Source organism: Glycocaulis sp. (assembly GCF_051859565.1).
GTDB lineage: Bacteria > Pseudomonadota > Alphaproteobacteria > Caulobacterales > Maricaulaceae > Glycocaulis.
In genome coordinates this window covers 25431-38557 of the sequence record NZ_JBHYFK010000008.1, presented here as the reverse complement: position 1 = coordinate 38557, position 13127 = coordinate 25431, and the positions used below count along the sequence as shown (strand labels likewise).

Annotated in this window: 14 protein-coding genes and 1 tRNA gene; 8 read left to right on the top strand and 7 right to left on the bottom strand. The window is 64.6% G+C overall.

Going from position 1 to position 13127, the window contains the following annotated elements; genetic code table 11:
• Positions 1–70 precede the first annotated feature (70 nt).
• Together ACTIGC_RS12025 and ACTIGC_RS12020 are read left to right on the top strand one after the other, a co-directional pair.
• A complete protein-coding gene (locus ACTIGC_RS12025; protein WP_439634641.1) occupies positions 71–775 on the top strand; it encodes a ChrR family anti-sigma-E factor in 705 nt (234 codons plus the stop codon).
• A 236-nt stretch (positions 776–1011) separates the two neighbouring features.
• The gene (locus ACTIGC_RS12020; RefSeq protein WP_439634640.1) at positions 1012–2280 is read left to right on the top strand and encodes an FAD-dependent monooxygenase; all 1269 of its coding nucleotides are present in this window, start codon (positions 1012–1014) and stop codon (positions 2278–2280) included.
• Positions 2281–2387: 107 nt separating this feature from the next.
• Here ACTIGC_RS12020 and ACTIGC_RS12015 read toward each other — a convergent pair whose 3' ends face one another.
• From ACTIGC_RS12015 to ACTIGC_RS11985, 7 genes are all read right to left on the bottom strand, one after another.
• Complete coding sequence (locus ACTIGC_RS12015) at positions 2388–2645, bottom strand: DUF1150 family protein (RefSeq protein ID WP_439634639.1); 258 nt, start codon at positions 2643–2645, stop codon at positions 2388–2390.
• A 147-nt stretch (positions 2646–2792) separates the two neighbouring features.
• Positions 2793–4625, bottom strand: coding sequence for an LVIVD repeat-containing protein (locus ACTIGC_RS12010; protein ID WP_439634638.1), 1833 nt, complete (start codon positions 4623–4625; stop codon positions 2793–2795).
• A gap of 38 nt (positions 4626–4663) precedes the next feature.
• Positions 4664–5386, bottom strand: a complete 723-nt coding sequence (locus tag ACTIGC_RS12005; protein WP_439634637.1) for a DUF305 domain-containing protein — start codon at positions 5384–5386, stop codon at positions 4664–4666.
• A gap of 109 nt (positions 5387–5495) precedes the next feature.
• Positions 5496–5993, bottom strand: a complete 498-nt coding sequence (locus ACTIGC_RS12000) for a hypothetical protein (protein ID WP_439634636.1) — start codon at positions 5991–5993, stop codon at positions 5496–5498.
• A gap of 121 nt (positions 5994–6114) precedes the next feature.
• Positions 6115–7122 carry an SDR family oxidoreductase gene (locus ACTIGC_RS11995; RefSeq protein WP_439634635.1) on the bottom strand — a complete coding sequence of 336 codons (1008 nt, stop codon included), beginning with the start codon at positions 7120–7122 and terminating at the stop codon, positions 6115–6117.
• 127 nt (positions 7123–7249) lie between these two features.
• Positions 7250–7325: transfer RNA gene (locus ACTIGC_RS11990), tRNA-Ala, on the bottom strand.
• Positions 7326–7444: 119 nt separating this feature from the next.
• Positions 7445–7954, bottom strand: a complete 510-nt coding sequence (locus tag ACTIGC_RS11985; protein ID WP_439634634.1) for a TIGR02300 family protein — start codon at positions 7952–7954, stop codon at positions 7445–7447.
• Between the two features lie 100 nt (positions 7955–8054).
• Here ACTIGC_RS11985 and aroA point away from each other — a divergent pair, with 100 nt between their 5' ends.
• The 6 genes from aroA (at position 8055) to accD (ending at position 13125) form a co-directional block, all read left to right on the top strand.
• Entirely contained in the window at positions 8055–9422 is a 1368-nt protein-coding gene (gene aroA, locus ACTIGC_RS11980; RefSeq protein ID WP_439634633.1) for a 3-phosphoshikimate 1-carboxyvinyltransferase, read from the top strand.
• A gap of 86 nt (positions 9423–9508) precedes the next feature.
• Positions 9509–10720 (top strand): tryptophan synthase subunit beta, encoded by a 1212-nt coding sequence (gene trpB / locus ACTIGC_RS11975; protein ID WP_439634632.1) that lies wholly within the window; start codon positions 9509–9511, stop codon positions 10718–10720.
• Positions 10721–10760: 40 nt separating this feature from the next.
• Positions 10761–11048 carry a BrnT family toxin gene (locus ACTIGC_RS11970; RefSeq protein WP_439634631.1) on the top strand — a complete coding sequence of 96 codons (288 nt, stop codon included), beginning with the start codon at positions 10761–10763 and terminating at the stop codon, positions 11046–11048.
• Entirely contained in the window at positions 11020–11325 is a 306-nt protein-coding gene (locus ACTIGC_RS11965) for a BrnA antitoxin family protein (protein WP_439634630.1), read from the top strand. The genes ACTIGC_RS11970 and ACTIGC_RS11965 overlap by 29 nt, the downstream gene beginning before the upstream one ends.
• Before the next feature lie 99 nt (positions 11326–11424).
• Complete coding sequence (gene trpA, locus ACTIGC_RS11960) at positions 11425–12216, top strand: tryptophan synthase subunit alpha (protein ID WP_439634629.1); 792 nt, start codon at positions 11425–11427, stop codon at positions 12214–12216.
• A 30-nt stretch (positions 12217–12246) separates the two neighbouring features.
• Positions 12247–13125, top strand: coding sequence for an acetyl-CoA carboxylase, carboxyltransferase subunit beta (gene accD / locus ACTIGC_RS11955; protein WP_439634628.1), 879 nt, complete (start codon positions 12247–12249; stop codon positions 13123–13125).
• The last annotated feature ends 2 nt before the right edge of the window (positions 13126–13127 follow it).

The window sequence follows — 13127 nt, the reverse complement described above, 5'->3', positions numbered from 1 at the left end:
CAACCCTTGAAGTGTTATAGGCACGATCAATATCCCCGAACTCGCATCCAGATGAGACCAGACTGACGCCATGACCCACCAGAGCCTCGGTGACGAAATTTTCTCCGCCTACGCTTCAGGCGCCCTGTCTGGCCCGATGCGCCTGCTGCTTGATACGCAAGCCGCGCTGGACCCGCAGGTCTTTGAGCTGTGCAGCGATGCCGAGCGGATTGGAGGCGTGCTTCTGACCGCGATGGCGCCTGCTCCGCTGCGCCCCGGCGCCATGGACGATCTCTTCGCCATCCTAGACACCGAAGCGGCCGCTGCCGGTGAGGCCGGTCCGTCGCAAATGGTCAATCACGATTCCGCCCGCAAGGCGGCGAAACTTGCCAGCCAGTCGCTTGATGAGCTTCTGGCCCTGCCTGAGCCGGTGCGCGATCTGGCGCTGGAAGCGGCTGGCAACTGGCAGTTTGCGGGCCCCGGCGTGCGCATCATGGAGCTGATGCGCGAGGACGGTGCCAAGGCCGAGCTGATCCGGCTGGAGCCAGGCCATGGCGTGCCGCGCCACACCCATGACTGCAAGGAATTTACCCTGGTGCTGTGTGGCGCCTTCCATGACGGGCTTGCCCGCTATGGCAAGGGCGATCTGAGCGTTGCCGACCCGGACATCGAGCACAAGCCGGTAGCAGAAGCAGGCGAGGTCTGCATTGCGCTGGCCGTCACTGATGGCCCGCTGGCTTTCACCGGCCCTCTGGGCTGGGTGCAGCGCGCGCTCGGCGGGATGACAGGATCTTAGTTCCGCAACGCATCCGCGTTGCGATGTTCCGCGAAAAGTCGCGGGCGCGCGTTCGCGCTCTTCGGACCGCGAAGCGGTCCGCAAGGCCGACCGGCCGCCGGGCACTGCCTGTCCCCGGCTCGATCGGGGATTGCCCGAAGCGACGCACGGATGTGCGGAGCATCAAGAAAAGTAATACCCACCCTGCGGCATTTGCCCCGCTTCCTTTAGCCGCCTGATCGGCTAGTCTCACCGCCATGACAGGCAAAATGCTTTTTGACGGCGATGTGGTGGTGTCCGGCGGCGGACTGGCCGGGCTGACCCTCGCGCTCGCCCTGCACCGCGCGGGCGTGAAAGTGGCGGTAATCGACGCCCTTCCCCTGGATGCTCAAGCCGATATCGCCTTTGACGGGCGCGCTTCTGCGCTCGCCTACACCTCATGGCGCATGCTGGAACAGATTGGCGTGGCCAAGCATCTCAAAGGCCAGGCCCAGCGCATCGAGGATATTCTGGTCGTGGACGGGCGTCCGCTCGACGGGCTGAAAGCCGGCGGCCCCGGCGTCGACAGCCTGCATTTCGACCGGCGCGAGATCCATCCGCGCGAAGACGGCGAACCGCTGGGATACATGGTGGAGAACCGCCATACCCGCATCGCGGCGGCCAAATGCGCCCATGAGACCGGCCTGCCGGTCTTTGCGCCGCGCCGCGCCCTCTCCATGCAGGCACATTCCGGCCACGCCGTGCTGGAGCTTGATGGCGGCGATACGGTGCGGGCAAGCCTGATCGTGGCCTGTGATGGCAAGATGTCACGTCTCCGCGAGGGGGCCGGTATCCGCTCGCTCGGACGCCGGTACGGCCAGTCGGCCATCGTGCTGACCGTAGAGCATGAACTGCCCCATGAGGGCGTGGCGTATGAATATTTCATGCCGGGCGGGCCGTTCGCCATCCTGCCCCTGACCGGCAACCGTTCCAGCCTTGTCTGGACCGAGAAGGACGCGCCCGCGCGCGCCATTGCCGCGCTTGACCCGCAAGGCTTTCAGGAAGCGCTCGAAGCGCGCTTCGGTGATTTTCTGGGCGAAGTGAAGCCGGTGAGCCAGGTCCACATCTATCCGCTGGGCCTGATGCTGGCCGAACGCTTCACAGCAGAGCGTCTGGCGCTGGCGGGCGATGCGGCGCGCACCATCCACCCCATTGCCGGGCAGGGCTTCAATCTGGGCATTCGCGACGCGGCCGCCCTGTGCGAAGTGATCGTCGATGCCCTGCGCGCCGGGCTCGATCCGGGATCGCAGGCTGCGCTGACCCGCTATGAGCGCTGGCGCAAGACGGATTCAGCCGCCCTTGCGCTCGGCACTGATGCTTTCAACCTGCTCTTTTCCAACGACAATACGGCGCTGCGTCATGCGCGCGGGCTGGGCCTGTCCCTGACCAATGCCATTCCCGTGGCGCGCCGCTTCTTCATGCGCACGGCCGGCGGGGAGACCGGCGATCTGCCGCGCCTGCTCAAGGGTGAAGCGCTCTCGCTCTGACCGCCCCTTAAAACGCAGAACGCCCCCCGGCGGGGGACCGGGAGGCGTTCCAGTGAAGCGTGCCGTCCGGGGGGAGGGACTGACTGACACGCTTTCCGTTGCGCGTGCTAATGCACGCTTACGGGAGCCGCACCATGCCAGCGCGCAGCGGCAAAAGCCGCATCGCGATCGGCAAACAGGCCGACACGGCGCCCGTCTTCATCATGTATAGCGTATAACTGCTGATCGGGTTCCAGCGTCACGCCATCAATTTCAATCGCATTGCCCGGCAGGACCTGCTCGAACACGTCTGCGGCCGCGATTTCGCGTACATAGACGGTGGCAGGCACACCCGACTCGCCTTGTTCAAACTCTTCAGGAGCCATGTTTGGGCCTCCTCTTCAATGCCCTCGGATATAGAGGTGGGGACCACATCCCGCCTCTTCAAGAGGCTGCTTGCAGGAAGCCTCCGGCGACGAAAAAGCCCCGCCAGCCAGGGCTGACGGGGCGTCTTCAATAGTCGTGCAGACGCGCTAGCCCGCGACGCGGCCCAGAAGCTCACTTAGCGCCGTCAGGCGTGCGCCATCACGGCCCTCGGTCTCAGCGGCGGCAGATGCCAGATCACGCGACAGCCGGCGCAGATTGCCCCGGTTCACGCGGCCATCAGCCCAGCGGGAGACCTCCGTGCCCGCACGCTCCAGAAGGCGTGCCTCAACGGCCTCGCCGCGCGCGAGCTGATCCAGATACGCCTGCGCCACCACCGCGCTGTCTTCCCACACGATACGGGTCTGGGTCTGCGGATTGACCTCAGCCTCGATCACCGCTTCGGCGGCGGCGAGTTCCGCTTCGGAGAGATGCTCGCCCGCCTCAAGGCGCAGCACATCAAGCCCGCGCGCGATCTCGCTGGCGTAGATGCGGCCATTATACCAGTAGGACGACCAGTAACCGGCCACGACCAGATTGTCCGGGTCCACCGGCCCGCGGTCGAAATAGGCGATCTCGAAAGGATTGCGCGGATCGGTGAAATCCATCACCGAAATACCGCCCTGATACCAGGACTGCACCATGATATCGCGGCCCGGCACCGGCACCAGAGAGCCATTGTGCGCCACGCAGTTCTCGCTGGAGCCTTGCGTGGAAGGCAGCTTGTAGAAGGTCTGCCCGCGCAGCACATTGCCTTCGATCGTGGCAATCAGATTGGCACCCCAGTTGGCCGGGTCTTCTGCGCGGCAACGCGCCGCCGTGCCGCCGCCCCACTCATCGGTGAAGACGACCACATCACCTTCATTGTTGAAGGTAGCCGAGTGCCAGTAGGCCATGTCCGGGTCAAAGAGCTCGGAAATGCGCGACGGATTGGCGGGGTCGGTGATGTCCAGCAATATGCCGTTACCGCTGCACGCGCCGCCGGCAATGCCAAGCTCCGGGTAGACCGTGATGTCGTGGCAGTGATTGGTCTGGGAGGTGCGCTGGCTGGCAATGCCGAGCTGGCCGCCCTGCCAGAGGCCTGCGATCTCGCCGGTTTCGCGGTCGGCAAAGATGCGCGGACTGTCGATCAGCTCTGCCGTTTCCGGCGCATCAAGCGGCACGCGGATAATGTCGATCGAGTAGAGCGAGGTCTCCGGGTTTTCGCCAGGCTGCCCGTCAGAGCAGAATTCCAGCTCGTCGCCGGAGCGCACAGGCTGCGTGCCGGAATTATAGACGTAGAGGATATTCTCATCGTTCGGATCGGGCAGCAGGGTGTGCGTGTGCGAACCCCGGCAGGTCTGCACGGCAGCGATCTGGCGCGGCGCGGTGATGTCGGAAATGTCAAAAATGCGGATGCCGCGGAAACGGTCCGGATTGACTTCGCCTTCAGCGGCCTCAGAGCCGCAATCAAGCCGGGCCCGGTTATGCTCCACCGACAGGAAAAGCAGATCGCCATAGACCGACACATCGCCCTGTCCGCCCGGACACACGACCGCCGTCACCAGCTCAGGCGCGTCCCCGGCCACGTTGTAGATCAGGAAGCCGTGATAATTGCCCATGATGACGTGATCGCCCTGGAAGGCAAAATCGGTATTGGCCAGAGCCAGCGGCGTGAAGGCGGGCAGGGTGGCCTCCTCACCGCGTTCTTCGGCCTCGCGCGCAGCGCGCATGGCTTCCATGAACTGGGCCGGCGCAAACAGCGCGCGCTCGTCAAAGAAGGCGTCGATGGGCGGAACACTATGCTCCAGCACCATGTTCCAGCTGGCGCTTTCCGCATCGAAAAGCCCGCCTGCCAGATGGGAGCGCTCATCCTCGCCCACCGTGTTCACCTGGGCCTGCGCCGTACCGATAGCGAGCGACAGGACGCCAAGCGCGACAGTGCATCTCAGCAAATGTTTCATCGTGAAGTTTCCCCGGTTTGCGCAAGCTTTCCTTGCGTCTAGTGATGGTGATGATGGTGGTGGCTGTGCGGCTCTGCCTCGCGCTCTTCAGCGGGCGGCAAATCGCGCAGCAGGTTCTGCATGCGCAGGATCTCGGCCATCTGGTCGGCCACGATATGACCGGTGAAGTCCGACATGATGATGTCCTCCGCGGCGCCTGGATGTTCCAGCAGCTCGTCGACCATGATGAGCGCGCCCTCATGGTGATGGATCATGCCCTCCAGGAAGAGCCGGTCGAACTCAGCCCCTTCAGCGGCGGCCAGCGCGCGCATCTGGTTGACTGACAGCATGCCGGTCATCAGCGGGACATCATCGGGATCATCAGAGGCATGATGGGCGTGATGGTGATCATGCCCGCCAGCCCCGTGATGTTCGTGCAGATCATCGGCCTCCAGCGCCTCGCCGCGCCGCATCAGCCAGTCGCGCATCAGGGCAATCTCATCATCCTGAGAGCGCGCAATGCGCCCGCCAATGGCGATGATGGACGCATTGCTGGTGCGCCCTTCAATGAGCGCGACCATGTCCACCGCCTGCTGGTGATGGACGATCATGTGCTGCATGAAGCGCGTATCGGCGGCCGTATGACGCGTCTGGCTCAGCGCGCGCGAGCGTTCTGCCGTGATCTCACGCGTCGGCTCGCCCGGTGCGCCGGGCTGCAATATGGGTGGACCATCCGCCGCAACGGCCATCGCCAGTGCCAGTAAAGTGCTGACAGCTATCAATTATATTCCCCGGGTTCTTGTGACCATTGGTCTGAACCCTAGCCGCAGACAGGCCCGGGGCAAGTCGCAAACGCGTGATCAGGTGCGTTCCCGTCCCGCAAGAAAGCGCCTAGCGCAACTCTGGCGCCGCGCGGCACACGACCCGGCCCCGCCCGTCACGTACAACCAGCGCGGCCTGGACAGGGGCGGCGCCGGGGCGGGTTACGGGTCCGTAGAGGCCCGCCGCGCTGTGGTCCGCGACCGGACGATATTGCCCGTCAAGCGTGATGCGGGTCAGCTCCTGCACACTTGATCCGCCCTGCAGAGGGCCGGACTGGTCAGACTGGAGCCCGTCACTGCGCACGCTCAAGGACCAGTGCCCCGAAATGCCGGGCGCGGCGCGGGCGATCAGCTGCCGCGTGCCACGGCCCTGCACCAGCACCAGCGAGCACGCCTCGCCGGGCCGGATGTCCGGTGCGCGCGGCGGTGGCGGATTGAACGAGGGCTGCTGGGCCATTGCCGCGCCCGGCAGCACAACTGCAAAGGCCAGAATGGCCGCACTGATGGCGGCCCTCGCGGCGCAGCGGCCCGGGCGCCGTACAGACGCGTCGTACTCAGGGCGTGACATGGCAAACCTCCCGTTCAGGGCCGGACCTTGGCCGGCTGCTGGACAGGACATTGCCACGTGCCAGCTGAACGCAGGCAGAGCGCAGCGTTTAGCGCAGGTTCAGGTTTTCGCCGTCAGCCGCTCAGCGCTCCAGCACATCCCTCACCCACGGCCCGTAGGGCGAACCGCCCAGCATGGCCAGCTGGGTCTCGCGGCTGGTCTCATTGATGCCAAGCTGGGGCCGGGCAACGGGATGCACGGCCACGCGCAAGGGCCGCGTTCCGCCGGGGCTGGCAATCAGCTGCGCAATGGCATCGGGTATATCCATCGGATCGGTGCTGCCGCCCCCGCCGCCTGCGCCCATGCCCGCGATCAGTTCAGGATAAGCTGCCAGCCGCTCTGCCGGCGTACGCTCCAGCAGGGCGCCGGTCAGGACGCTGGCACTGTTCCAGATCTGCGTGGGGTAGCCGCCCGGCTGGATGATGGTCACATCAATGCCCTGCGGCACCAGCTCATAGGCCATCGCCTCGCTCATGGCTTCCAGTGCAAACTTGACCGGAGAGTAATGCCCCAGGCCCGGCACGATCACCCGGCCGAGCTGGGAGGAAATCTGCACGATCAGACCACTGCCCGCAGCGCGCATGGCCGGCAGGACGGCCCGCGCCATGCGGTGAGGGCCAAACGTATTGGTCTCGAAAATGAGGCGCGTGGCCTCCATGTCCTGCAGCTCTATCGGACCGGCGAGCGCGATCCCGGCATTGTTTACCAGCACATCGAGCGTGCCGCCGGTCGCTTCGAGCACTTCGGCCACGCCGCGCGCCACACTGTCATCAGAGGTGACATCAATCTCCACCACTTCGATGGCGAGATTCTCAGCCTCTGCCAGAGCGGTCAGCTCATCAGCTTCGGCGCGCGGCAGATTGCGCATCGTGGCAAACACCCGCGCGCCGAGCCGCGCATAATGCTCCGCGCCAGCCCGCCCGAAGCCTGAGGATGAACCCGTTATCAGGATGGTCTTGCCCTCAAGGGATGGTTCAGAGCGCAGCGCCTTGCCGAGTGCCGCTGAACTGGCGCCGGCCGCGCTCAGCGCTGCTGCTGCCACTGCCGTACCGCCCAGCAAACCCCGGCGGCTGATACCCTGTCTGGCCATGCTCCGCTCCCTTCATTGATCGCTCTGGCAGCGAGGATAGGCAAAACGGGGGTGAAGACAAACAGATCGGGAAAAGCCGGAAAACAAAAACCCCGCCAGCGTGCCGCGGGCGGGGTCTTCGGTGTGATGGTGGAGCCAGGCGGAATCGAACCGCCGACCTCTTGAATGCCATTCAAGCGCTCTCCCAACTGAGCTATGGCCCCGGTATCTCGTCACGTGGCGGGTTGGGGCCCGCCGGATTTGGAGCGCGGAAACTAGTCAGCTTGCGCGCCCCGATCAAGTGGCAAACGCAATCGCCACCCCGGTGTCCTGCAGCACCCGCCTATGGGGTATCGTCATCATCGTCTTCGACGCCGATATCTGCGTCGAAATCGTCTTCATCATCATCAAGCAGGATGCCGTCATCCTCGTCTTCGTCGTCCAGATCGGCCTCTTCATCGGAGAACCCGTCCAGATCGTCGTCGACCGGGGCTTTCTTGCCCTTCACCGGAACGACATCGTCGTCCTCGTCCTCGTCATCACCCAGATCAATGGGCTCTTCGTCGAGTTCGGGCGCGTCATCGTCCGCATCGTCGTCATCATCATCGTCGCTGTCGGCTGCATCATCTGCCGCGTCCAGCTCTTCATCGTCCTCCAGCCCTTCTTCTTCCTTGTCGTCCTCAACCTTGGGCTTGGGCGACTTGCGGGCCGGTTTCATCACGACCTCTGCAAAGTAGGAGACCGGGTATTCCTTGCCGGTGAAAGGCGAAACAATCGGGTCTTTGCCAAGGTCATAGAATTTCTTGCCGGTTTCCGGGCAGATTCGCTTGACGCCAAGATCGGGTTTGGGCACGGGACTTGATCCTTCAGCGCTGGATTGGTCTTTGAGGCGGCGCGCCTGTTGCCACGTCTGCGCCGCGCTGTCAAAACCCGATTTTCAGCCCGTTACAAGCATGAAAGTCAAACCCATGGTTTCCAACGGTAAAGCAGCCGTCCGCCCGGCTGCATCAGGTGCGCGCACCGCACGCAAAGCCGTCCGGATCGAGGGGATCCGGGCCGCCTCGCCGGACAAGTCCATCTCGCACCGGGCGATCATGCTGGCGGGCATGGCGCAAGGCACCAGCCAGATCGAGGGACTTCTGGAAAGCGCAGACGTATTGGCGACCGCCGGTGCGGTGCGCGCGCTGGGGGCCAGTGTCGAGCGCACCGGGGATGGACATTGGCAGGTAACAGGCGCGCCGCAATGGCGCTCCCCTGAAGGCGATCTCGACCTTGGCAATTCGGGCACAGGCGTGCGCCTGCTGATGGGCGCGGCGGCACGCTTTGACCTGACCGCCCGCTTTACCGGCGATGTCTCGCTGTCCTCCCGGCCGATGGAACGCGTGCTGGCCCCCTTGCGCCTGATGGGCGTGACCACCAGCGCAGCGGACGGCGGCCGCCTGCCGGTCACGCTCAACGGCTCTGTCCGGCTGAACGCGATCACCTACACCCCGCCTGTCGCATCTGCGCAGGTGAAAAGCGCCATCCTGCTGGCAGGTCTCGGGGCGGAGGGCGAAACAGTCGTCATCGAGCCGGAGGCCACGCGCGCCCATACCGAGACACTGGCGCCCCTGTTTGGTGCAGACATGTCCATGGAGCGTGACGGTGCGGGCCTGATCGCGCGCGTGCGCGGCGGCAAGGCGCTGCATAGCGCCAATGTGCATGTACCGGGCGATCCCTCCTCTGCCGCCTTCCCGCTAGCCGCAGGGCTGGTGGCCGGCACCGGCCCCGTCAGCGTGACGGGCGTGATGACCAATCCGGCCCGCTTCGGGCTCTACGAGGTGCTGAAAACAATGGGCGCGGACATGACCATAACCCCCGCCGGCACCCGCGCGGGCGAGGCACTCGCCGACATCAGTGTGCGGCCGGGCGCTCTGAAGGGCGTCGAGGTGCCGCCAGAAATCGCGCCCTCCATGATCGATGAATACCCGATCCTCGCTGTCATCGCGGCCTTTGCACAAGGCGTGACACACATGACGGGCCTCGCCGAGCTGCGCGCCAAGGAGAGCGACCGGCTGGCCGCCTCTGCCGCGCTTCTGGCCGCCAATGGCGTGAAGGTCGAGCTGGGCGAGGACAGCCTGACGGTTCATGGGCTTGGCCCTGGCGGCGTGCCGGGCGGCGGTCTGGTCAAGACCCTGCACGATCACCGCCTCGCCATGGCGGGGCTGGTGCTGGGCCTTGGCGCAAAAGAGCCTGTGACGGTCGATGATGTGGCGATGATCGCGACCTCCTATCCGGGCTTTTTTGATGACATGGCCGCGCTTGGCGCCGACATCGCCTGAAACAGGGCCGCGCACCTGCGTGCTTCCCTCAACCGCCCTCACGCTCTAGATCAGACCTCCTACCTTCCCAGCCCGTGATTGATCTGATGACCCAGCCCAACGCCTTTTCCCAGTATCCCGATGCCAACGGCCTCTTTGGCGAGTATGGCGGGCGCTTTGTCGCCGAGACGCTGATGCCGAACGTGCTGGCGCTGGAAAAGGCCTACGCGAAATGGAAGGACGATCCGGCCTTCGTGAAGGAGCTGGAGGATTTCGCGCGCGATTTCGTCGGCCGCCCCAGCCCGCTCTATTTCGCCGAGCGCCTGACCGAAGAATTTGGCGGGGCGCAAGTGTGGTTCAAGCGCGATGAGCTCAATCATACCGGCGCGCACAAGATCAATAATTGCCTCGGCCAGGTGCTGCTCGCCCGCCTGATGGGCAAGACGCGCATCATTGCGGAGACCGGCGCAGGCCAGCATGGCGTGGCGACCGCCACCGTGGCCGCCCGCTTCGGCTTGCCGTGCGAGGTCTATATGGGTGCAACCGATGTGGAGCGGCAAAAGCCCAACGTGTTCCGCATGAAGCTCCTCGGCGCAAAGGTCCACGCCGTCACATCAGGGCGCGGCACGCTGAAAGACGCGATGAACGAGGCGCTGCGCGACTGGGTGACCAATCCGGACGACACTTTCTACGTCATCGGCACGGTGGCAGGCCCGCACCCCTATCCGATGATGGTGCGCGATTTCCAGAGCGTGATCGGGCGCGAGGCGCGCGCGCAGATGCTGGAGCGCATTGGCCGCCTGCCCGATGCGGCTGTTGCCTGTATTGGCGGCGGCTCAAACGCGATGGGGCTGTTTTACCCCTTCCTCGAAGATGAAGCTGTGCGCCTGATCGGTGTCGAGGCCGCCGGCAAGGGCGTCGATACGCCTGACCACGCCGCCAGCCTCAATGGCGGCAAGCCGGGCATACTCCACGGTAACCGCACCTATCTGTTACAGGACGAGGACGGCCAGATCGTGGAGGGACACTCCATCTCGGCCGGTCTCGACTATCCCGGCATCGGGCCGGAGCACGCCTTCCTGCATGATGTGGGGCGCGCCGAATACCGTCATGCCACCGATGCCGAGGCGCTGGACATGTTCCAGCTCTGCTCCAAGCTTGAAGGCATCATCCCGGCGCTGGAACCCGCCCACGCGCTCGCCCGCGTACGCGATCTCGCAAACGAGCTGGGCAAGGACGGCGTGATCCTGATGAATATGTGCGGCCGCGGCGACAAGGACGTGTTCTCCGTCGCGGGGGCGCTGGGGGTGGAGCTTTGATGATGATCCTTGAATGTAACGACATTTGTAGTTACATTTGATGGAGTTCGAATGGGACGAGGCGAAGAACCGCGCCAACCAGGAAAAGCACGGCATCAGCTTTGAACGTGCGGTGCGGGTGTTTGAAGGTCGCCACATCGAAATCGACGGCAAGCCCGGCCCGGATGGTGAATGGCGCAACGTCACGGTAGGGTGGCTGGACGATCTGCTGCTGATCACCGTCGTGCATACAGATCGACGGGGCGTGACACGCCTGATCTCAGCCCGGCCAGCAGGGCGCAAGGAGCGGAGAGCTTTCCATGGGACGTACGGTCCGCGTAAAACTTGAGGATCTGCCGCCTCTTACGGAAGCGGAACGCGAGGAACTGCGCCGTCTGGCCGATCTTCCCGATGAAGAGATTGACTTCTCCGACATCCCTGAGCTGACGGAAGAGGATTTCGCGCGCGGCGTCTGGCATACCGGCCATGGCAAGCAGCAGGTGACGGTGCGGCTGGACAAAGATGTGCTCGCCTATTTCAAAAAAGGCGGGCGCGGCTATCAGACCCGCATCAACGCGGCTTTGCGCGCCTTCATGGAAGCCCAGCGCAAAACCCCGGCGGAATAGGCCGCACCGCCCCCTTGCCGATCAGGCATAAAGCGTTATTCAGACCCCGGAGCGCGCGAAGGCGCGTCGGGGGTTTCATCTGGGAAACTTAAAGCAGCCATGACACGCCTTTCTGCCACGTTTGCGCGCCTGAAATCAGACGGGCAGGCCGGATTCGTCGCCTATGTGATGGCCGGTGATCCCGATGCCGCCACCACGCTGAAGGTGATGCATGGCCTCGCCGAAGCCGGAGCCGATGTGATCGAGCTGGGCGCGCCCTTCACCGATCCCATGGCCGATGGTCCGCCCATCCAGCGCGCGGCACTGCGGGCGCTGGATAGTGGCATGACATTGCGCGGCGTGCTTCAGCTCATCGCGGAGTTCCGAAAAGCCAATGCGGCGACGCCTGTCGTGATCATGGGTTATGCGAACCCCTTCCACGCCTTTGGCTATCAGGCGTTTGTCGATGCGGCGAGCGCTGCCGGAGCCGACGGCGTGATCTGCGTGGATCTGCCGCCTGAAGAAGACGCTCCGCTGCGCGAGCCGATGGAGCGCGCTGGCCTCTCCCTTATCCGCCTCGCTACCCCCACCACCGACGATGACCGCCTGCCGCAAGTGGTGAAAAATACCTCCGGCTTTGTCTATTACGTCTCCACCACCGGGGTCACAGGCGCCGGTATCGGCCAGACGGCGGTGGTTTCAGGGGCGGTGGACCGGGTGCGCAAGGCGTCCGGACTGCCGGTCGCGGTGGGCTTTGGCGTGAAGACGGCGACACGCGCTGCAGAGATTGCGAAAGTCGCCGATGCGGTGGTCGTCGGCTCGGCGATTGTGGACGCGCTGGCGGATGGCGGTGTGGCAGGCGCGGTCAAACTGGCCAAAGAACTGGCCTCCGCCACCCATAATGCGCGATAATCGCACCAACAGGCAGCCTGGGACAATCAAATGAACTGGCTTTCCAAGCTTACCCCGCCGGGTGTGACGCGCATGTTCGACAAGCGCGACACGCCGGAAAATCTCTGGATGAAATGCCCGGTCTCGGGCGAGATGGTGTTCCACAAGGACCTTGAAGCGGCCCTGCACGTCACGCCGGCTGGCCATCATGTGCGCATCGGGCCGGATGTGCGCCTGCGCTACACGTTCGACGCCACATGGGAGGAGATCGCCCTTCCTGAAGTTCCCAAGGACCCGCTGAAATTCCGCGACGACAAGCCCTATGCCTCGCGCCTGGCCGCCGCCCGCAAGAAGACGGGCCGCGAGGACGCGATGGTAATCTCGGTGGGCCGTATTCAGGGCATCGAGACGACCGTGCTGGTGCAGGACTTCTCCTTCATGGGCGGATCGCTGGGCATGGCCGCTGGCGAATCCTTCCTCAAAGCTGCCGAGACCGCAGTGGAGCGCCGCACGCCTCTGGTCGTGTTCACGGCTGCGGGCGGCGCACGCATGCAGGAGGGCTGCCTCTCCCTGATGCAGATGCCGCGCACCACGATTGGCGTTGAAATGCTGCGTGAAGCCAAGCTGCCTTACGTGGTGGTACTGACCGACCCCACGACAGGCGGCGTCACGGCCTCCTACGCCATGCTGGGCGATGTGCATCTGGCCGAGCCCGGCGCATTGATCGGCTTTGCCGGTCAGCGCGTGATCGAGCAGACGATCCGTGAGAAACTGCCCGAAGGCTTCCAGCGCGCCGAATACCTGCTGGAAAAAGGCATGGTGGACCGCGTCGTCCACCGCCGCGATCTGCCGCGCGTGCTGGGCAATGTGCTGCGCACGCTGATGAAGCGGCCCGCAGCCACCGCCAACGTGCCTGCGCCCGCCGCCTGATC